Origin of the sequence: Pseudomonas sp. RL_5y_Pfl2_73, assembly GCF_963970515.1 — a bacterium.
Classification (GTDB): Bacteria; Pseudomonadota; Gammaproteobacteria; order Pseudomonadales; family Pseudomonadaceae; genus Aquipseudomonas.
The window spans coordinates 135,049-155,477 of record NZ_CAXAPD010000006.1 but is presented as its reverse complement, the minus strand read 5'-3'; the positions used below and the strand labels follow the sequence as shown (position 1 = coordinate 155,477).

Sequence of the window (20,429 nt, the reverse complement as noted above, 5' to 3'; positions counted from 1 at the left end):
TAACCAGCGCGCGCTCGAAGAGTGCGGTAACTATTTATCGCTATTTCGACAAGACATAACGGGCACGAGCGCCGCTGTCAGTCCACCCAACGACCCAGCTGCCGGCGCAGCCGCCGGTTCTCGTCCCGCAATTGCTGGACTTCCTCCAGCAGGTCCAGCGCCAGGGCAACGCCTTCCCATTCCAGGTCCAGGTCGTGCCGCAGCTTCGCGGCACGCTTGGCCAGGGTCAGTTCGTAATCGGTGAAACGCCAATCCGTCGGGGCCGCGCCGTGGGGTTCGAGGATGCCATGCTCGACGATTTCGATCACATGGACATCGGCCAATGCGGCGGCTTCACAGAATTCCACCAGGTTCAGTTCAATGATCGGGTTGCTCATGGTCTGCTTCTCCCAATGCTTTTACTGTGTAGGTGCTGACGAGTGAAACGAGGCTGCGATCTTTCCGTTACCCATTGAGTTTAGAGCGAAAGATCAAGATCAAAAGATCGCAGCCTCGTTTCACTCGTCAGCTCCTACACAGCTCCTACCAACAGAAACGGGGCGCTGTCAGAAGTTCTCCCGCGGATCGAACACGGCTTTCTTCGCCAGTTCCGCCCACAACGCCTTGACCGTTTCGTCGCTGACCTTGGGCATCACGGCCTTGAGTTGCACGAACAGGTAACCGCGCTCGCCGGCCTTGTTACGCAGACCGTGGCCCTTGGCGCGCATGCGTTGGCCATTCTGGCTGCCGGCCGGGACTTTGAGGTTGATCTTGCCGGTGAGGGTCGGGACCGCCACTTCAGTGCCCAGCGCCAATTCCCACGGCGCCAGGGGCAACGTGATGATCAAGTCCTGGCCTTCAACGTCGAACTTGGGGTGCGGCGCGAAACGAATGATCAGGTACAAGTCACCATTGGCACCGCCGCCGACGCCCGGCGCACCCTGGCCCTTGAGGCGGATGCGTTCGCCGTCGGTCACCCCCAGCGGGATCTTCACGTTCAGGCTTTTGCTGGTGTTGCTCACATGCTGGCCGGCCGCGTTGTACTGCGGCACCTGGAAGCTGACCTTTTTCGACTCGCTCGACAGGGTCTCTTCCAGGAAGATCGGTAATTCCATTTCCACGTCTTGTCCTCGACGGCCGGCACTGCGACCTGACTGCCCACCACCGAAACCCGGTCCGCGATTGCCGAAGATCGAACTGAAGAAGTCCGAGAAGTCGCCGGTGTCCTGGCCGTCAAAACCGCCACGGCTCTGCCAACCCGGCGGGCCCTGGAACGGCTGGCCGTGCTGACCGTAGCGGCGCAGGTCGTCGTATTCGGCGCGCTTGTCGGCGCTTTTCAGCGCTTCATAGGCTTCGGAGACGTCCTTGAACTGGGTCTCGGCGTCCTTTTCCTTGCTCACATCCGGGTGGTACTTGCGCGCCAGTTTGCGATAGGCGGCCTTGATCGTGGCGTCGTCGGCCGTCGGCTCAACACCCAGGATCTTGTAATAGTCTTTGAAGTCCATTGAAGGATCACCATCCGTTATCGATATAGCGCCGCCATGCACAGCATGCTCGTAATACAAGCCCCGGAGTTTGACCAATCTCAAGGTTTGTGAACGGGCGGCGCTTCAGAAGTTTATCGGCAGCCGGCGGCGGTTCTTGTGCCCGCCCTGTGCTACCAGGCTCATGCCAGCAAGTTTGGGGGTGCGATGCCGTCTTTCAAGGCCAACGATTGCGAATTAGCAGATAACCGGCCTTCGAATCCGCGCCGCACTGACATACACTGCGCGGCCGTTTTTTCAACTGGAACCCGAAAGACATGAAAAACGCATCCCCGGCCCGTGCCTGTGGCATCGACTTTGGCACGTCCAACTCCACTGTCGGCTGGCTGCGCCCCGGCATGGAAACGTTGATCGCGCTGGAGGACGACAAGATCACCCTGCCCTCGGTGGTCTTTTTCAATCTCGAGGAGCGCCGTCCGGTGTATGGCCGACTGGCCCTGCACGAATACCTGGAAGGCTACGAAGGCCGGCTGATGCGCTCGCTCAAGAGTCTGCTGGGCTCCAAGCTGATCAAGCACGACACCAGCGTGTTGGGCACGGCCATGCCGTTCAAGGATCTGCTGGGGCTGTTCATCGGCCAGTTGAAGAAACGTGCCGAAGCCACCGCCGGTCGGGAGTTCGAAGAAGTGGTGCTGGGTCGCCCGGTGTTTTTTGTCGACGACGATGAAATGGCCGACCAGGAAGCGGAAAACACTTTAGTGGACGTCGCCCGCGCCATCGGTTTCAAGGAAGTCTCGTTCCAATATGAGCCCATCGCGGCGGCATTCGACTATGAATCGACCATCGAGAAAGAGGAGCTGGTGCTGATCGTCGACATCGGCGGCGGCACCTCGGACTTCTCTCTGGTGCGCCTGTCGCCCGAGCGCCGCACACACGACAACCGCCACGCCGACATCCTCGCCACCGGTGGCGTGCACATCGGCGGGACCGATTTCGACAAGCAGCTCTCGCTGGCCGGCCTGATGCCGCTGTTTGGCTACGGCAGCCGCATGAAGAGCGGCGCCTACATGCCCACCAGCCACCACATGAACCTGGCGACCTGGCACACCATCAACGCGGTGTACTCGCAAAAAACCACCCTGGCCCTGGGCAGCATGCGCTACGACATCGAAGACACCGGCGGCATCGACCGGCTGTTCAAGCTGATCGAACAGCGCGCCGGGCACTGGCTGGCGATGGAAGTGGAAGAAACCAAGATCCAGCTGACTCAATCCGACCAACGCCACGTGCCGCTGGACCGGATCGAGCCGGGCCTGAGCGTGGACCTGAGCCGGGCCTTGTTCGAGTCGGCCATCGACGGCTTGCTGGAGCGGGTACGCGGCAGCGTCACGCAGTTGCTCAACGATGCCAACGTGCGGGTCGATCAGGTCGACACGGTGTTTTTCACCGGCGGCTCCAGCGGCATTCCGGCGCTGCGCAACAGCGTCTCGGCGATGCTGCCCCAGGCGCGGCATGTGGAAGGCAATATCTTCGGCAGTATCGGCAGCGGGTTGGCGATCGAGGCGATGAAGCGGTACGGCACTCAGGTCTGATCCAGTTCTGCGGCGCGTCCATCGCGAGCAGGCTCGCTCCCACATTGAATCGCATTCCCTCTGAAGGAACTCGGTCAACTGTGGGAGCGAGCCTGCTCGCGATGGCGCCAGAACAGGCGACGCCTACCGGATCAAACCATCCCCACCTGCTTCAACTCACTCTTGAGATACGCATAATAAATCGGCCCCGCCACCACTCCCGGCAGGCCGAACGCGGCTTCGAACACCAGCATCGCCATGAGCAACTCCCAGGACTTGGCGCTGATCTGCCCGCCGACGATGCGGGCGTTGAGGAAGTACTCGAGCTTGTGGATCACGATCAGGTAACCCAGCGCCGCCACCGCCACCCAGATCGACAGTGACATGGCGACAATGGTGATCAGGGTGTTGGACATCAGGTTGCCAATGACCGGCAGCAGCCCCAGCAAAAACGTCATCACGATCAGGGTCTTGGCCAAGGGTAGATGTATGCCGAACAGCGGCAGCACCACCGCCAGAAAAATCCCGGTGAAGAAGGTGTTGAGCAAGGAAATCTTGATCTGGGCGAACACGATGTTGCGAAACGCCTTGACCAGCAGGTTCAGACGATCGAACAGCGCTGCAGCCAGGGGCTTGCGCTTGGTCAGGTCGGGGATGCGTTGCAGGGCAACGATGGCCCCCAGCACCATGCCGATCAGCAGCGTCACGAACATGTGGGCCGCGTCCTTGCCCACCAGTTGCAGGTCGCTCAGGTGTTTGCTCACCCAGTCGCCGATCGCCACCCGGAATTCGGCGGCGCTGGCCGGCAGGTAAGCGTCGATGAACGGCGGCAATTGCCCACGGGCACGGTCGACCACGGTCATGAACTTGTCCAGGGACGCGCCAGGGTTTTCCGCTTCATGTAACAGGAAACTGAAGGCACCTGCGAAGATCAGCGTCAGCGCACTGACCACCAGCGTGCCCAGCAATGCCACCGCCAGCCAGCGAGCGCGGCGGCCTTCGATCAGGCGTTGCAACTGCGGGGTGAGCATGTTGACCAGTTCGAACACCAGCAGCCCGGCCAGCAGGCTCGGCAACAGGCGCAGCGGCAACACCAGCAACAGCCCACCAAAAATGATCACCCAACTGATCACCAACAACACATGACGCTGAGAAAACGTTGGCATACAGCCTCAGGACAAAACGGCGTAAAAGGATCGGCAGTCTGCCAGCGATCCGCTGGCAGCACTAGGGATTGTGTCGGCCGACCTTGGTCGCAGTTCAGGTGTTTTTTGCAGTGGCTGTGTCGCTCTCATCGCGAGCAAGCGCGCTTCCACCCTGGGCCGGACAATACAAACCCACTGTGGAAGCGCGCTTGCTCGCGATAGAGTTATGGATTCAACGCTTATTTTTTCTTCAGGCACTCACTCATGAACGCCTTGCGGGCGTCCCCCTTCAGAGCCCGCTCGGTGGCCGTGACGTTGCAGGTTTTCATGCGCTCCTGCGGGGTAGCCTTGAGGCAGTTGCTCATGAAGACCTTGCGCTCGTCGCCCTTGAGCGCCTTGGCGGTAGCGTCGGCGTTGCAGGTGGTCATCTTAGACTGCTGCGCCGTTTCGGCGAAGCCCTGGGAACAAAGCAATAAACCGATCATCAACAAAGGCACACGCAGCGTCTTCATGGTGGTTCTCCTGGCTGCCACACGAGGGTGTGGCGATGAAGTGCAGTGTAGACAAAACCTGTTACACCTTCACCAGGTGGATCCTCTGTGCCTGAGCTACACGCCAGCAGCCTTCAACCGCTCGGCATGCTCGACAAACAACCGGATCGGCTCGGCCCCCTTGCCCACCAGCCCCAGCGATTGATTGACGATATCGAAGTGGTCCAGCGGATAGTCATCGCCGATCACTGTGCCCAGGTGCGAGCTGTAGCGTCCGACCATACCGTCGCACTGCCCCGCCTCCCTAACAAACGTACGAGCAAATAAACGGCAGCTGCGGTTGGTGCCGTCGAACAGGTTGCCCCCCTTGTCAGTCTTGCCCGGCTGCAAGGTGCCGGACCACGAGTAATATCGCACGCCATTGACCTCTTCCGGTCCATTGCCGCCCCAGGTTAGCGGCAGACCCTGTGGATAACGTTGGTTGAACAGTGCCGCCCCGGCGGTGGTCAGGGAGGCATGGGAAGCGTGAATATCCACCGGCAGCTTCGGCCCGCGATAACCGGTTTCCAGCAGGCTCATCAAGGTGTTGATCAGGCGCAGCACGGCACTGAGCACGCGTCCCTTGGCGCTGTCGGCGGGGTAGTGGGCTTGCAGGTAATCCGCCAGTTCTGAGCCGTGGTTGGTGCCGGCCACCGACGTGACCGACGCTACCAGGTCCGGGCGTTTGGCGGCTGCATAGCGGGCGGTGAGACTGCCTTGGCTGTGGCCGATCAGGTTGACTTTCGGCGCACCGGTTTGCCGCAGGATCTCCTCGATCCGCGCCAGCAATTGCTCGCCGCGCTCCTCGGAAGAGTGCAGCGGCGAAACCTTCACCGCCACGACCACGGCCCCGCCGCGACGCAACGCCGAGACGATCCCATACCAGTACGGATACAGCACCAGGCGTATGAACCCGAACATCCCCGGGACCAGTACCAGCGGGTAACGAGTGGCGCAGCGTTGCGACATGGCGACATCCTTGTGATCAAGAGGGGTCAGCATCGGTACTGATGATGACCTGTCTATGACACCCGTGTCACTGCCATGGCCCCATGGCCAGAGATTGCGCCCGTTGGGCCGATCAGAACGTCCGCGCCAGCGCCAGCAAACGCTCCTGGGCCTCGGCGCAGGACAACGCAAAGCTGCGCTCGGCCGATTCTTCGCCTTCTGCCGCCACCACCGTCACATCGGTGATGCCGATAAACCCCAGGACGGTGCGCAACAGCGTGTCGGCGTGGTTCATGCTTTCCAGCTGGCCGCCGGGCCCGAAACCGAAATCGCCGCGACTGGTCACGATCAGCGCCTTCTTACCCAACACCAGCGGCTCGTAGTGCGACACGCCGTTATCCAGGCTGTGGTTGAACGTCAGCCCGATGCGCACGATCTGGTCGATCCAGGCCTTCACGCCGCTGGGCACGCTGAAATTGTGCATGGGCGCGGAGATCACCAATCGGTCATGGGCTAGCAACTCCCCGACCAAGACATCGCTCAGGGCCAGGTCCGCCTGCATGGTCAACGGTCGCGCCTGGGGCTCGGGGTAGAACGCCGCGGCGATGAAAGCTTCGTTGACCGGCGCAATCACCGTCCGACCGACTTCGCGACGGGTCAATTGGGATTGCGGATGGGCGGCCTGCCACGCCGAAACAAAGGCCTCGGTCAAACGCCGGGAATGAGAGCGTTCACCACGGGGACTGCCATGCACCACAAGAATTTTACTCATCTTAATCTCCTTTTATACGGCTACAATCAACACTGCTTTTTCCCTGTAGCTTGAAGCTCGCTGCCGCTGACAGACAAATGAGCGTTAGTTCATTTGGATGAATTAATCTCACCCATCGTATTTCAGGAGAATTAGGATGTTCGCCAACCTGCCGCTTAACGCCCTGCGGGCTTTCGAGGCAGCCGCGCGGCTGCTCAGTTTCAAGGCGGCAGCAGCGGAGTTGTCGGTGACACCTACCGCGGTCTCCCATCAGATTCGATCCCTGGAGAGCTGGCTGGGGCTGGCGCTGTTCGAACGCCTGCCACGCCAGGTACGCCTCACCGACGGCGGGCAACGTTTGTTTCACAGCCTGCACGGGGCGTTGCTGGAAGTGGCGCAAAGCGTCGACACCCTGCGCCCGCAACGCAGCACCAGTCACCTGACCCTGTCCACCACTGCAGCGTTTGCCGCCCTGTGGCTGGTGCCTCGCCTGGGGCGTTTTTATACACGCCACCCCAACATCAACGTGCGCCTGGACACCCACTGCGAGGTGATCGACCTGCACCAGGACGCCAGCGTCGACCTGGTGGTGCGCTACAGCCTGGACACCTACCCGAACCTGTACGGCATGTGCCTGTTCGATGAAAGCTTCGGGGTCTATGGTTCGCCTGAACAGGTGGCCCTGGCGGCCCGGCAGGTGCCGACGCTGATCAGCGTGCATTGGCACAACTCCAAGCTGTACGCCCACGGTTGGGATGCCTGGTGCGCCCAGGCCGGGGAAACCTGGCTTACCCGGCAGCCATGCATGCGCGAGTACGACGAGGAGCATTACGCCTTGCAAGCGGCGATTGCCGGCCAGGGCCTAGTGCTGGCGAGCAATATTCTGGTCTCTGAAAGCATCGCCAGCGGCTTGCTGGTGGGCTATCGCCCGGACGTTCAGGTCAATGGCGCCGGCTACAGCGCCCTGTGCGTCCCGGGCCGCGAACGCCATCCGCCGGTGCGGGCGTTCTTCCAGTGGCTAGGGGAGGAAGCGCGGCTGTCGGGGTTCCCCCCGGTGTTTGCGATGTCGCAGGCGTAGCCGCTGCCGAAGGCTCGGACCGCGTTCGGACGATCTTTTGACTTTGCTTTTTTGGCGTTCGCTCATGACTCAATTGTCGGGGACAAGATCGCCGCCTCGTTGCACTCGGCAGCTCCTACACGGGGTATTTCATAAAACTTTTTGCTTCGCCCATCACTCCCACCTAAAGAAGTGATCGCGCCATCAGAGCGTGACGCTCCCACCGGATCAGCCTCCAGGAGAACGAGATGAGCGACATGCACTTATCCGATGTAACCACCCTGCGCGAACGTGCACGGCAGAACGTGCAGAACGGTGCAGTGACCGAAGGCTACGGCGCCGATCGGCAAGAAGTCGTCCGCCTGCTCAACGAAGCACTGGCCACCGAATGGGTCTGCGTGCTGCGCTACAAGCGCCACTACTTCATGGCCACCGGCCTCAAGGCCAGCGTGGCGGCCAGTGAATTCCTCGAGCACGCGAACCAGGAAGCCGAACACGCCGACAAACTCGCCGAACGCATCGTGCAACTGGGCGGCGAGCCGGAATTCAACCCCGACCTGTTGACCCGCAATTCCCACGCCCAGTACGTGGCGGGCAACACCCTCAAAGAAATGGTGTACGAGGACCTGGTGGCAGAACGGATCGCCATCGACAGCTACCGGGAAATCATCCAGTACATCGGTGAAAAAGACCCGACCACCCGGCGCATCTTCGAAGACATCCTCGCCCAGGAAGAAGAACATGCCGATGACATGGCCGATCTCCTGGCCGATCTCTAATACCGCCATCGCGAGCAGGCTCGCTCCCACAGGGGACCGCATTCTTCCTGAAGAAACTCGGTCGAATGTGGGAGCGAGCCTGCTCGCGATGGGGCCGGCAGTATCACTGCAAGGCTCGGCTACCGGGTCGGCTTGACCGTCACCGGCGCCTTGCCCGCCTTCAACTGCTCCAGCAGCGGCGCGCACTCTTTCGGCTCTCCGCCGCTGGGCGCCACCAACGCGAGCAAGCCGGCGGCCGGTGTTGCGATCACACCCAACGCCACCATCCCGGCACCGCGCAGCATCAGCGGCACCGCCTTGACCCCGGCGGCGGGCTTGGCGAACGGGCCTCGCACGTACAACGGCGAGCGCAGGGAAATCAGGCGCCAGCCCTTGGACTCTGGGGTGATGGTCAGGTCCAGCTGTTCATTCGCCATGTTCGCCGTGCCGTCGATGTAAATGATCGCGTTCTCGGTGTCGAACACGAACAGGCGCGTGGTCGCCAGGCCCGTCTTGATATCGAAATCCGCCGCCGCGCAGTTGATCTTCACTTCCTTGTCGCCAAAGATTTTCCCCACCACGTAGTTGCCGACGTTCAGCCCCGCCAACTCCATCAGCTCACGACTGATGGCACCATCGTTGATGAGCATTTTCAACGTGCCGTTGGAAGTGCCCAGCAACGCCGCCACCGAATTGCCGCGGCCGGTGATATCGGCATCGCCGTTCAGTTCGCCGAAGCTGGTTTTCATCGGCTCAAAACCCGGGAACAGCTGCTTGAGCTTGAAGCCGCGCGCCGTCAACTTCGCCTGGCCTTCAAGGGGCTGAGTGTGCCCGTTGAGGCGGATCTGCGCATCGAGACGGCCACCGGCCACGCCGAAACGCAGGGGCTCGAGGCTCAACTGCCCATCGTTGAGCACCAGATGGGTGTACAGATCGGTGAACGGCAACTGCTCACTATGGACGATGCGTTTGCCAGTGAACTTCACATCGGCGTCCATCACACTCCAACGCTCGGTGCGAAATTCTTCCACGGGCAAGACCTTGTCGGACGGCTGCTTGCTGGTGCCGCCCCGGGCCTTTTGCTCGGCATTGGAGTCGGCCCCGATCAGCGGCGCCAAATCGCTGAAAAGCAGTTGATTGGAGACCAGCGCGCCACTGAGCTTCGCCCGCGGCTGGCTGGCGACATAGGCCAGGTCGCCATGGATATCGCTGTCGCCGATCTTGCCGTTGAACGCCTCATAGCGAAACAGCGCCCCACCCGGCTCATGCAGCTTGGCGATCAAGCGGCCATCAGTGGCATAAGGCGGCGAATCCGGCAGGGTCACGCCGGTCAGCGGGTAGAGATGAGCCAGGCTGTTGCCGGCCAGTTTCAAGCGCAAGTCCAAGGCCCCGAGATTCATCGGGTCGGAGAGGGTGCCGGCCAGTTCGACGTGGGTCTCGGCGATTTTCGCCTGGGCCTGGAGCGGAAAGGGTCGTGACGCATCCTGCAATGCCAGCAGGCCACCGACCTTGCCGGAGCCGGCCAGGCTTTGCCCGTGATACTGCCCGTTGACCTTGAAGGCGAACGCGTAGTCCTGCGGTGTCGCACCTTGGCCCTGAGTTTTTTGGGCGACCTTGTCACCGACGATATCGCTGAACGGGATGGGTTTGCCCAACGGGTCGATCAACAGGTCGAGCCGGGTCTTGAGCGCCTGGTCGTCAAGGGTGACGTGGCCCTTGTCGAAGCCGATGGTGCCGATGTCCACCACCCAGCTGGATGGCTCGACGTCCGGGTCTTTCGGATCGAATTGGAAAGTCCAGTTGGCGCGCCCATCAGCCAGGCGTTGCAGGTTGGCGCTGGGCTCCGTCAGGTCGATACGCGCAATCGCCACCCGCCGGGCCAGCAAGGCCAAGGGCGACAGGCGCAACTCAACACGTTTTAACGTGACCATTTGCGGGGTTTTCGACCAATCCGGGTTGCCCAGGCTCAAGTCCTCGGCCACCACGTGGGGCCACGGCAACCAAGCTCGCCAGCCTCCCTCCTCCGGCTCACGCTGCCAGGACACCGCCAAGTTACCGTGGATAGCGAAGGGGCGATGCAACGCCTCGGCAACCTTGGCATTGAGCGTGGGCTTAATGCGGTTCCAGTCGAAGAACGCGATGACCAGGACCAGCACGGCCAGCAGGACAACAAGGCTGGCAAAGCTCCAGGCGAGGATTTTCGAGGTGCGCGTCATGCACAAGGCTCCTGATGACAAGTCAGCGTCCGCAACCGCGACGCCGCTGAAAACACGAACCTGCAGTCGGTTCGTTATGAAGGGTTGGACTGGTAAAACGGCCGACTGGTGCCGATGAACGGCATAAAAAAACGCAAGAATCCTGACTGATCAGCCAACAAACTGTTACCGAAGCCGCACATTTGCGAGGCAGCGATGGGTACAAAATACCCACCTAGGTGCAAAACCACACCTCGGAAAGGCCCGCTCTAGAGCCTTCACCCAGAACAATCAATTCCGTTGATTATTACCATTGCGTTTATGAACTTTTATATCGACTTATCGAGAGTAGCATTGCCGTCGTACCCACTTTATCGCCCTCCCACGGAGCAACGATCATGAAACGCCAATTACTGATGAGCCTGTCCCTTTCACTGCTGGCCTCGACTGCCTTTGCATTGCCAGCTGCCGAACAAGCCACGCCACAGGCCAAGGACAGCCACTCTGTCTACAGCCAGACTGTTACCGAAGGTGGCCGTGATCGTCTGGAAGAAAAAGGTCTGGTTGAGGACGGTTCTTCTCGCACACCTGGCCAAACCCTTGCCGAAGACGGTTCTGACCGCACACCTGGCCAGACCCTCGCCGCAGACGGTTCTGACCGCACACCTGGCCAGACCCTCGCCGCAGACGGTTCTGACCGCACACCTGGCCAGACCCTCGCTGAAGACGGGTCTTCCCGCACCAAACTGGGCGAAACCGTGGCCGAAGGCGGTGGTGATCGCACGATCGAACGCAACGGCATAGTGAGCTGAGCCCATGGTGGCCCAGAAAAAAGCCCGATTCCTGCAATCGGGCTTTTGACTTTTCAAGCCCTTCGTTTTTCCCGTCTGATCCCTCTCTACCGTTCGACGTCGACAAAGCCGATTTGCTAGAGTGCATCGCTCCCGTGAATCAGAAGCCCGCCTTGCGATGCTGCCCCGCGCCGAACAGAAACAACAGACCCGAATTGCCCTGATGGATGCAGCCCGCCATTTGATGGAGTGCGGCCGGGGGTTCGGCAGCCTGAGCCTGCGGGAAGTCGCCCGGACGGCCGGCATCGTGCCCACCGGGTTCTACCGGCACTTCGACGACATGGACCAACTGGGCCTGGCACTGGTCAGCGAAGTCGGCCAGACCTTTCGCGAAACCATCCGCCTGGTACGCCACAACGAATTCGTCATGGGCGGCATTATCGATGCGTCTGTGCGGATCTTTCTCGATGTGGTGCAGGCCAATCGATCGCAGTTCCTGTTCCTGGCCCGCGAGCAATACGGCGGCTCCCTGCCGGTGCGCCAGGCCATCGCCCAACTGCGCGAAGACATCAGCTCGGACCTGGCCGCCGACCTGGCCTTGATGCCCAAGTTGCAGCACCTGGACCTGGCCGCCCTAGGCGTGATGGCCGACCTCATCGTCAAGAGCGTATTCGCCACCCTGCCGGACATCATCGACCCACCCGCCCAAGCCCTCCCCGAACACCTCACGCCCCAGGCAAAGATTACTCAGCAACTGCGGTTCATCTTCATTGGCCTCAAGCATTGGCAAGGGCTGGGCAGTACCGAATAACTGTCTGCATGCCTCCTCTGTGGGAGCGAGCCTGCTCGCGAAAGCGGTGTATCAGCCCCCTGATTGCTCACCTGACACACCGCCTCCCGAAAAACCACGCGACAGATGCTCTGTAATGTAGGAAAAGGCGCATCTGGACCTACGAACTTTCCTATTCGCTGCAAATGCCACCCGCGCCGGAATTGCACTCAATCAGCGGCTCATCGTCTTATTCATCGCTTCCGAGACCTGTCAACGCGGCCTTGCGTACGACGTCCTTGTATATAGGAGCCATGAGAATGACTGCACCCGTGCTATCCCTCCACACCAATGAAGCCTCTCCTGAATACCTGAGCCATCTCGACGAGCCCTACTTTGAGCCGGATCGGTTGGAGGGTTGCGTCGATGAAGTCGCGACACGGCTTAGACAACAACAGGCTTACGTCAAAGCCCATCCGCCACTCGGTATTTACCGACTGGCCGCCGAGGGTAGTCAGACCCGAGACGGCGGAACGATCCAACAAGCTTCATCACCGTTTGAATTCAAGATGGATGGCCGCACGCTACGCGCCGCCCAGAAAGGCGATCACGTCGCATATGCCGATGGCAGCACGGCGCGGATCGTCACCGGGGCCGGTGAAAGCAATAGCGATGTTGCACTGGTCGACAGCCGTCTGAGCAATGGCGACGAAATCATCAATCCCCCCCAAGACATAGCGATTCTCATCGTCCGCAAAGGCGTGTCGAACGCAGAAGTTTTTTTGCCCGCAGTAGGGCCAGCTGAGGGCCGCCGTCTGCGCCGGAATGAGATGAAGGAGAACACCCAATGAACAAGGGTTATTTCATCGGCCGGGGCGACAAGACCACGTGTGGCGGGGAAGTGCTGGACGGCGATGGTAGGATCAATATTTTCGGCCTGCTGCACGCCCGCGAAGGTGACCGGGTTTCGTGTGGAAAGGACGGAAAAATCTATCAGATCAGGGGCGGCGTAGCGCACATGGTCAGCCATGGTAAGCAAATGGCCGGTACGCTGGATAGTCACAGTACCTGCCCCTGCAAAGCGCAACTGATCCCTTCGGTATTCTGGGCCACCTATGAAGGTGCGAATTCTGCACCGCAAACCAGCCGAGCGGCTCAGCCGGCTCCACAGCCCGCGACCAGCGCTCCAACTGCTTCACGCCAATCGTTTTTAGCCCCATCGAGCAACCCGTCACGCCCAACATCTACCCGCGTAGAACCCCAGGAACCGGGCTTCTATATCGTGCCCAGAAGCGTGACTCGCGAAGCGCTGGAAGCCACGTTGTTCCCTTCACCCGACCCGGCTGTGATGCGCAAATTCCGCGCACTCAATCCTCATCGCAACGTCGTCAAGGCCGGTTCGATGATCGTGCTGAGCGATCCGAACAACTATCAATGCACCCGCGAAGAGGCGCAGGTGATGGCGGCGGCGGAAACGGTGAATGCCGCGCTCGATGACCTGACCGCCGAGCAAGCCGACTTCATGCACCGCCACGCGGCGGAGATCGCCAGCTTCACCGGCCAGACCTCCACTTGGCTCGGTGTCAGCGCGGTGATGATGGAAAAACATCTGACCAGCCTGCGCGACACGCTCCAGGCCATGGAACGCTTGCACCAGAACAGCTTTCGTCAATACGGCCATCTTAGATCGCCGCAATTCTTCGCCGAGCGCAAGCTGCTGCTCGCTCAACTGGATGCCCACCTGCTGAATTCCACCCGCCTGCGCGGCCATACGACGCTGGGCGACCATCCCAAACTGAAAACCGCCCTCGGCATTTCGAGCCGCAGTCTGGTGCACCACTGGAACAAGGCCGGAGCACCGGGGCAGATACCGGGGTATGCCACGCATGTGGAGAGCACCAGTCATGCAGCGAAATATATGCAGATAGGCGGTTATATCGGCATTGGGATTGGTGGGGTGTCTTCGTTATTAGCTGTTCAGGACGTGTGTAACGGAGGCTCTGAGGCGGCTTGTGAGAGAATTAAGTTCACTGAAGGAGGGAAATTCGGCCTATCTACCGTTGGTGGCGCTTGGGGTGGAAATTTAGGTTTATCAGCCAGCGGGCCGCTTTGCTTGGCGCTTGGAGCCTCTACTGGTATCGGAGGTGTGATTTGTGTCGCGGCCGTAGTGGGCGTTGGTGCTTGGGCGGGTACAGCTGTTGGAAGTATGGGAGGCGAAAAAATAGGTGACGTTATGTACGAGATAGCTTTGCCATGACGCTGGGGGAGTTCTGGAACTCTTCGCTGTCTGACTGGATTGTGTTGGCTATGATCCCTATGAACCTTGCGTGCTTGACATTCAGTTTGTACCTAATTCGCCATCATTTGAACCCCATGATGGACGCCTTGAAAAACAGCCGCTTCATATACCTTTGGGCTCCCGCTTGGCGAAATCGAGGCTACTTTGGGGGATTTGTGCTGCTGAGTAAAATTGCCGGGATGGTGATTTTTTCAAATGCGTATATCCGCATCGGGGATGTGGACCCCGTTGATGTCAAACATTTCCCACCCTATCTGAAACGTCTTCTCATCATTGATAGAACGTTGATGGCTTTTACTTTGGCATGGATGGGCATCGTAGCCGTGCTGATCAAGCTCAGATGACTGAATAAACACAAATCCCAGCTGCTAACACTTCGGCCTCCCCAGCCAAAGCTTGATGCATCACTGGAACAAGGCCGGAGCACCGGGGCAGATACCGGGGTATGCCACGCATGTGGAGGCGACCAGCCGGGCCGCGAAGTACATGAAGTCAGGTGGGTATATCGGTATTGGGATTGGCGGGGTGTCTTCGTTGCTGGCGATTCAAGAGGTTTGTTCCGGGGGATCTGGGGAAACTTGTGGGCGGGTCAGGTTTACTGAAGGGGGTAAATTTCTCGGATCAGCCTTTGGTGGCTGGGCTGGTGGCGCAGGAGCCTCTTTGGCTAGCAGCTCTGTTTGCTTGGCGCTAGGGGTTCCCACAGGCGGCATTGGGAGTGTCCTGTGTGTTGCAGCAGTGGTGGGGACTGGTGCATGGGTAGGTACGACCGTTGGCGGTCAAAGGGGGGAGATCGTAGGCGAGATTCTGTATGAGGCCGTACCGCCATGATCAGCGGTTGGCCCGTGTGGGCCCTGCTCATTTTGAATGGCGGCCCAATCCTGTTGAGCTTCGTAAGTTTGATTTTCACTATGTATCTGAGCCGTCGGCATCTGGACGGCATGATGGAGGCCTTGGATAACAGCCGCTACATCCATCTCTGGGGCCCCGCATGGCGGGGTCAAGGCTGGGTAGGGGGAATCGTACTGATCGTGAAAATTGCCGGGATGGTGGTGTTTCCGAGGGCAAATATTCTCAATGGTGACGTAGACCCTACCGACATCCAAAACTTTCCACCTCGCCTGAAGCGCCTTCTCGTTGTTTTTGTATTGATCGTACTAACTTCCATAGTTTGGATGGTGCTTGTATGCCTGCTGTTGAAGTTCGAATAGCTTAATGAGGGATCCGGTCTGTCGAGGGAGGGCTTTCGTAGGAAACGCCACATCCCTCTGTGCGAAGTTTCCTATTCGCTCCAAATGCCCACACCGCCGGGATAGCGACTCACCCGCGCCGCAACGTCTCATTCATCGTTTCGATGGAGGAGAAAATCTAATGATCAGGGGCTATTACATTGGACTGGGTGACCAAACCACCTGCGGCGGCCAAGTCATGGATGGGGATGCGCACAACAGAATGAATGGTATCGCCCGTGCTCGTGAAGGTGATCCGGTTTCTTGTGGCAAGGACGGAAAGACTTATCAGATTGTGGGCGGCATCTCGGGCATGACCAGCAATGGCCGGCGTAACGCTGGCACGTTGGACAGCGTCAGCAGTTGCCCTTGTAATGCTCAGTTGATTCCATCGCTGCACTCGGCCACCTACAGAACAGCCGACGCTGCACCGCAAGCCAGCCGAGCCGCTGGATCGGCTTCCCAATCTATGAACAGCGCACCCTCTACGCCGCGCCACTCGGGCTTCGCCCTATCGAGCAACCCGCCGCCCCCAACATCTACCCGCGTAGAACACCAGGAACCGGGCTTCTACGTTGTGCCCAAAAGCGTGACCCGAGAAGCGCTGGAGGCCACGTTGTTCCCGTCACCCGACCCGGCGGTGATGCGCAAATTCCGCGCGCTCAATCCTTATCGCGATGTGGTCAAGGCCGGTTCGATGATCGTGCTGAGCGATCCGAACAATCACCTATGCACCCGCGAAGAGGCGTTGTTGATGGAAACAGCGATATGGATCAACGACGCCCTTGAACCGCTAAGCGCGGATGAGGCCGACTTCATGGCTCGGCATCGCGACGAAATCGAAACGTTCCTGGCCCAGGGCTCGACTGCCATCGGTGTGGGTGAGGCCATCTTCGCCAAAAACCTGGAGGACGTTAAAACCGTTCTGCGGGATATCGAGGCGTTGCATCAACGTACTTTCCGGCGCGATGGCCACCTACGGTCGCCGGATTTTTTTGCAGAGCGCAAACAACTACTCTCAAGGCTCGACATCCATCTGACCACCCTGACGCGAAAGGGCATCGGCCTGCCAGATCATCCGAACCTGAAAAGCGCCTTGGGCATCTCCAGTCGCAATTTGGTCCATCGTTGGACCAAGGCTGGTGGCGCAGGTCAGATTCCAGGTTATGCGACTCATATCGAGGGTGTTTCCAAAGCGGCCAAAATCATCAAGTACGGGGGGTGGATTGGCCCGATTATTGGTGGTGGGGCTTCGTACATGAAGGTTCAGGATGTTTGCACGGCAGATAGTGCGCAGGCTTGTAAGAAAGTTAAATTCACTGAGACTGGCAGCTTCGCTGGTGGAGTGGCAGGTGGTGTGGCGGCAGGCGCCGCCCTGACAGGGCCCGTGGTTGGAGCGATCTGTATCGGGTTAAGTGTGCCGACAGGAGGGTTGGCAATGGTGGGGTGCGGTGTTCTGGTGGTCGGAACAGGGTCGCTTGCGGGGGGTGTCCTTGGAGGAACACTGGGCGAAAAAACGGGAGAACTTATCTATGAGGCTGCCCAATGACTGTGAGCTTTTCTGAGAAAATATTTATGGTCGTCGGGATAATTGATTTGGGAGGAATTTTCATTTGGATTGGAATGTGTCTGTACTTGGCTTACAAAAAAATGGACCTAATATTGGATCACTTGAAAAATTGTTCGGCCGTCATGACGATCGCATCACTGCGCCATGGTGGTCCTTGGGGTAAATTGATGCTGGTAGGCGGGATTTCCGGACTCATCACCTTTCCCAATTTCTACCTCAAAAGAGGCGGACTAAGTGCCGAAGACATAAATACTTTTCCCGCGAGCCTTAAGCGTAAGCTAGTAGTACTGCAGTGGTGTGTTATCGCACTTCTATCGGTAATGATTATTCTTGCCATGTTCGTTAAGTTTGGTCTCGCTTAGTCTTCCCGTTCCATAGGTTGACCTGTGCCTTGTGATCGGGTTTACAGAGGAAAGACGTCTCCCTGCGCGGAGCGGCTGGTACGACATCCGAAAGAATGCTGGTATTGCAAGCTATCCCGAGAGCTATTGTTCAATATAAATAACAAGGTGTTCGACTGCTTATGAATGCGCCTTTCCAAAACACCACATGTATTACCAACAAAAAAATCAATAACGTGGCTCCAACGTTTTACGTGGTCTCCAAAGACAAGTTGATCATCATGTCATTCCTGACCTTTGGCTACTATTTTATCTACTGGAACTACAAGAACTGGAAAACCTATCGAACTGCTACAGGCGAGAGAATCTGGCCTGTAGCTCGTACGATATTCGGTTTATTTTTTATCTATTCGCTGTACATAAAGATAGATCGACGGTTGCGCATCGCAAACAGACACTATAACTGGCATCCGTATTTGCTCATACTCTGCGCATTGTTGAATGTAGGCGTGAATACTTATGTAGTTCTGGTTGCGACAGAACCCAAAGTTTTCTTTCCTATCGGGTTGGCATCGCTTGCTTTTGGTACCTATTGTCAACTTCGCGTTCAGGCCGCTATCAACCATTTGGAACAGGATCCAGAGGGGCGTCAGAACACCAAAATCACCCTTGCCAATTTCGCATGGATTGCATTGGGCTGTGTCATTTGGTTTTTCTGTATCTCTGGAACTCTGTTGGTACCTTGAAGCAGGTCAACGCTGACCGCAATGGTCAGGAAATCATGTGGGCCGAAGGGCAACAATCCACGAACCCTCAAATCAAAAGATCGCACCTTTCGGCAGCCGCTAGGCAATTTCTGTAGGACCTGCCGACGGCTGCGATCTTTTGGTGCTTTTCCCCGCCAAACCCTCGGACATTTCCTTCAACACGCCGGGCTGTTCATGAACTAGGCAGCGCTCTCGAGCGCCGCTAACCTTTGTTCGTCATCGCAAAAAACGGTGATACGGACGTGCAAGTCCGATCTAGGAGCGTATTCGTTATGGCTATTCGCCGAGCATTTTTCTATGCTCGCTGACTATTATGGCGGCTGCGCGTGGGAGATCTTCGGGTCTGCCGGGTTCCTGGACCGGTCTTGCACACCTACGTACAGCTGCCACCCATTTTTCGACGTGCAATCGGAGGGTGCCGGCTCCACTTCCAGGATTTTCATTATGTTCAAAGCAACTCCGAATCCCCCGCCAAACAGCCACAAGTCCCGCGTCCAAGCGCAGGAAGAAAAGAAGCTCGATGACGCCGCCACCCGCGCCCTCGATTACTACCTCAAGCCCAAGCCCGCCTCACCGCCCGAACCTGACAAAAACCAGCTCTTCATCGTGTCCCCCCACATCGACACCGAAATCCTGCTCGCCAACGCCTCCGAAGACCTGCTCTCCATCAGCACCATCGCCGCCGACCTGGCTGACGACGTGGACGATTCACGCCGCTGCGTCGCCCTGGCAATCAGCCGGATGGCCGATGGGGTGCAGTTGTTGGTTGAGCGGGCGTTGGATCATCTGGAAACCAGGGAGATGGCGGCGCCTGGTGCCAAGGGATAGCGTTTTGTTTTGATGCAAGCTGAGCCGACGCCTTCGCGAGCAGGCTCGCTCCCACAGGTTCTTTTTGTGTCAGCCGCAAAATGGTGCGCGACAACTCGACGCGCACCATTATGGAACGCCATCCACCCCGCCCTGAAACGCCATCCTGGCTATTTCCTACACCTTCTTCGGTTGGCAAGCCCCTTGCTCTAAACACAGCACTGTTCATTGCTGGAAGCACTCCGATGCTGGTGATTCACCGCAGAATCGACACTCAACCGCGCTGGGACGCCGAGCTGCACCTGACCTTTGACGCCCGCAGCAAAAGCCGTCTGCGCTGTTTCAGTGCCGAGGGCGAAGACGTGGGGTTGTTCCTGGAGCGAGGCCAACCGCCGCTGTACGACGGCGAATGCCTGCAAGCTGAAGACGGGCGCATCGTGCGCGTTTGCGCCCGCGCCGAACAACTGCTGCATGTCACCTGCGCCAACGCCTTCGAACTGACCCGCGCCGCCTATCACCTGGGCAATCGCCATGTCGCCTTGCAAGTGGCCGATGGCTGGTTGCGCCTGCTGGACGACTACGTACTCAAGGCGATGCTCGAGCAACTGGGCGCCCGCGCCGAATCCATCGAAGCCCCGTTCCAGCCGGAACACGGCGCCTATGGCGGCGGTCACCATCACTCCCGGCACGGCGACGAAGATTTCAACTACGCGCCGCGCCTGCATCAGTTTGGCGTGCGCACATGAACCCGGCCTGGGCGCTGCTGCGTCTGGCCAGCCCGCAATTGCCGATTGGCGGCTACAGCTATTCCCAGGGGCTGGAGATGGCGGTGGACAACGGCCTGGTCAAGAATTGCGACGACGCCCGGCGCTGGATCAGCGATCAACTGCTGCTGAACCTGGCGCGTTTCGAAGCGCCTTTGCTGCTAGCGCACTGCAGCGCAGCAGCCGCTGACGATTGGGACGCCCTGCTGCTTCATTGCGAAGAACACCGCGCCAGCCGGGAAACCCGCGAGCTGTATCAGGAGAGCCGGCAGATGGGCTACTCGTTGCAGCAACTGCTCACCGGCCTGCCGGAACTCGACGGTGCCGCGCGCGGCTTTCTTGAACAGCTCAGTCTCCAACAACGCAGCGAGCCGCACCTGGCCTTGTGCTGGGCCCTGGCGGCGCGCGCCTGGCATATCGCCCCCCAAGACGCCCTCGCCGCCTGGCTATGGAGCTGGCTGGAAAACCAACTGGCGGTGCTGATGAAAACCCTGCCCCTGGGTCAGCAAGCGGCCCAGCGCCTGACCAGCGAACTGCTGCCGCTGCTGCAACAGGCTCAGCACGACGCCTCGAACATCGACCCCGACCATTACGGCAGCGCCGCCTTTGGCCTGTCCCTGGCGTGCATGGCTCATGAGCGCCAGTACAGCCGCCTGTTCCGTTCCTAGGAGACACTC

The 20,429-nt window shown here is 59.1% G+C and carries 22 protein-coding genes; 15 read left to right on the top strand and 7 right to left on the bottom strand.

Annotation, left to right across the window (positions count from 1 at the left end; all coding sequences use genetic code 11):
* Window positions 1-77 precede the first annotated feature (77 nt).
* Entirely contained in the window at window positions 78-377 is a 300-nt protein-coding gene (locus AACY42_RS08145; protein WP_339478454.1) for a chaperone modulator CbpM, read from the bottom strand.
* Between the two features lie 168 nt (window positions 378-545).
* Window positions 546-1,484: a DnaJ C-terminal domain-containing protein gene (locus AACY42_RS08140; RefSeq protein WP_339478452.1), complete on the bottom strand. Its 939-nt coding sequence runs from the start codon at window positions 1,482-1,484 to the stop codon at window positions 546-548.
* Window positions 1,485-1,780: 296 nt separating this feature from the next.
* Here AACY42_RS08140 and AACY42_RS08135 point away from each other — a divergent pair, with 296 nt between their 5' ends.
* Window positions 1,781-3,055, top strand: coding sequence for an Hsp70 family protein (locus AACY42_RS08135; RefSeq protein ID WP_339478451.1), 1,275 nt, complete (start codon window positions 1,781-1,783; stop codon window positions 3,053-3,055).
* Between the two features lie 131 nt (window positions 3,056-3,186).
* On the opposite strand, the gene AACY42_RS08130 is transcribed toward AACY42_RS08135, so the two are convergent.
* The 4 genes from AACY42_RS08130 to AACY42_RS08115 form a co-directional block, all read right to left on the bottom strand.
* Window positions 3,187-4,200, bottom strand: a complete 1,014-nt coding sequence (locus AACY42_RS08130; RefSeq protein WP_339478449.1) for an AI-2E family transporter — start codon at window positions 4,198-4,200, stop codon at window positions 3,187-3,189.
* A gap of 218 nt (window positions 4,201-4,418) precedes the next feature.
* The gene (locus tag AACY42_RS08125) at window positions 4,419-4,691 is read right to left on the bottom strand and encodes a PsiF family protein (protein ID WP_339478447.1); all 273 of its coding nucleotides are present in this window, start codon (window positions 4,689-4,691) and stop codon (window positions 4,419-4,421) included.
* 96 nt (window positions 4,692-4,787) lie between these two features.
* Window positions 4,788-5,678 carry an esterase/lipase family protein gene (locus tag AACY42_RS08120; RefSeq protein WP_339478446.1) on the bottom strand — a complete coding sequence of 297 codons (891 nt, stop codon included), beginning with the start codon at window positions 5,676-5,678 and terminating at the stop codon, window positions 4,788-4,790.
* A 112-nt stretch (window positions 5,679-5,790) separates the two neighbouring features.
* The gene (locus tag AACY42_RS08115) at window positions 5,791-6,429 is read right to left on the bottom strand and encodes an FMN-dependent NADH-azoreductase (protein ID WP_339478445.1); all 639 of its coding nucleotides are present in this window, start codon (window positions 6,427-6,429) and stop codon (window positions 5,791-5,793) included.
* 136 nt (window positions 6,430-6,565) lie between these two features.
* On the opposite strand from AACY42_RS08115, the gene AACY42_RS08110 reads away from it, so the two are divergent.
* Window positions 6,566-7,486: a LysR substrate-binding domain-containing protein gene (locus AACY42_RS08110; RefSeq protein WP_339478444.1), complete on the top strand. Its 921-nt coding sequence runs from the start codon at window positions 6,566-6,568 to the stop codon at window positions 7,484-7,486.
* 227 nt (window positions 7,487-7,713) lie between these two features.
* Window positions 7,714-8,244: a ferritin-like domain-containing protein gene (locus tag AACY42_RS08105; protein ID WP_339478443.1), complete on the top strand. Its 531-nt coding sequence runs from the start codon at window positions 7,714-7,716 to the stop codon at window positions 8,242-8,244.
* A gap of 119 nt (window positions 8,245-8,363) precedes the next feature.
* Here the strand turns inward: AACY42_RS08105 and AACY42_RS08100 are convergent, their stop codons facing one another.
* The gene (locus AACY42_RS08100; RefSeq protein ID WP_339478441.1) at window positions 8,364-10,439 is read right to left on the bottom strand and encodes an AsmA family protein; all 2,076 of its coding nucleotides are present in this window, start codon (window positions 10,437-10,439) and stop codon (window positions 8,364-8,366) included.
* Window positions 10,440-10,816: 377 nt separating this feature from the next.
* On the opposite strand from AACY42_RS08100, the gene AACY42_RS08095 reads away from it, so the two are divergent.
* From AACY42_RS08095 to AACY42_RS08040, 12 genes are all read left to right on the top strand, one after another.
* Complete coding sequence (locus AACY42_RS08095) at window positions 10,817-11,230, top strand: hypothetical protein (protein WP_339478440.1); 414 nt, start codon at window positions 10,817-10,819, stop codon at window positions 11,228-11,230.
* Window positions 11,231-11,387: 157 nt separating this feature from the next.
* Window positions 11,388-12,020, top strand: a complete 633-nt coding sequence (locus AACY42_RS08090; RefSeq protein ID WP_014336338.1) for a TetR family transcriptional regulator — start codon at window positions 11,388-11,390, stop codon at window positions 12,018-12,020.
* 278 nt (window positions 12,021-12,298) lie between these two features.
* Complete coding sequence (locus tag AACY42_RS08085; protein WP_339478436.1) at window positions 12,299-12,829, top strand: hypothetical protein; 531 nt, start codon at window positions 12,299-12,301, stop codon at window positions 12,827-12,829.
* Window positions 12,826-14,235 (top strand): PAAR domain-containing protein, encoded by a 1,410-nt coding sequence (locus tag AACY42_RS08080; protein WP_339478434.1) that lies wholly within the window; start codon window positions 12,826-12,828, stop codon window positions 14,233-14,235. Before AACY42_RS08085 ends, AACY42_RS08080 begins: the two co-directional genes overlap by 4 nt.
* Window positions 14,232-14,621 (top strand): hypothetical protein, encoded by a 390-nt coding sequence (locus tag AACY42_RS08075; protein ID WP_339478432.1) that lies wholly within the window; start codon window positions 14,232-14,234, stop codon window positions 14,619-14,621. Before AACY42_RS08080 ends, AACY42_RS08075 begins: the two co-directional genes overlap by 4 nt.
* A gap of 480 nt (window positions 14,622-15,101) precedes the next feature.
* The gene (locus AACY42_RS08070) at window positions 15,102-15,485 is read left to right on the top strand and encodes a hypothetical protein (protein ID WP_339478430.1); all 384 of its coding nucleotides are present in this window, start codon (window positions 15,102-15,104) and stop codon (window positions 15,483-15,485) included.
* Window positions 15,486-15,645: 160 nt separating this feature from the next.
* The gene (locus AACY42_RS08065) at window positions 15,646-17,052 is read left to right on the top strand and encodes a PAAR domain-containing protein (RefSeq protein ID WP_339478428.1); all 1,407 of its coding nucleotides are present in this window, start codon (window positions 15,646-15,648) and stop codon (window positions 17,050-17,052) included.
* Window positions 17,049-17,435 (top strand): hypothetical protein, encoded by a 387-nt coding sequence (locus AACY42_RS08060; RefSeq protein ID WP_339478426.1) that lies wholly within the window; start codon window positions 17,049-17,051, stop codon window positions 17,433-17,435. The genes AACY42_RS08065 and AACY42_RS08060 overlap by 4 nt, the downstream gene beginning before the upstream one ends.
* Before the next feature lie 161 nt (window positions 17,436-17,596).
* The gene (locus AACY42_RS08055) at window positions 17,597-18,160 is read left to right on the top strand and encodes a hypothetical protein (RefSeq protein WP_339478424.1); all 564 of its coding nucleotides are present in this window, start codon (window positions 17,597-17,599) and stop codon (window positions 18,158-18,160) included.
* A 465-nt stretch (window positions 18,161-18,625) separates the two neighbouring features.
* A complete protein-coding gene (locus AACY42_RS08050; protein ID WP_339478422.1) occupies window positions 18,626-19,009 on the top strand; it encodes a DUF6124 family protein in 384 nt (127 codons plus the stop codon).
* A 224-nt stretch (window positions 19,010-19,233) separates the two neighbouring features.
* Entirely contained in the window at window positions 19,234-19,734 is a 501-nt protein-coding gene (gene ureE / locus AACY42_RS08045; RefSeq protein WP_339478420.1) for an urease accessory protein UreE, read from the top strand.
* Window positions 19,731-20,420 (top strand): urease accessory protein UreF, encoded by a 690-nt coding sequence (locus AACY42_RS08040; protein WP_339478418.1) that lies wholly within the window; start codon window positions 19,731-19,733, stop codon window positions 20,418-20,420. Before ureE ends, AACY42_RS08040 begins: the two co-directional genes overlap by 4 nt.
* The last annotated feature ends 9 nt before the right edge of the window (window positions 20,421-20,429 follow it).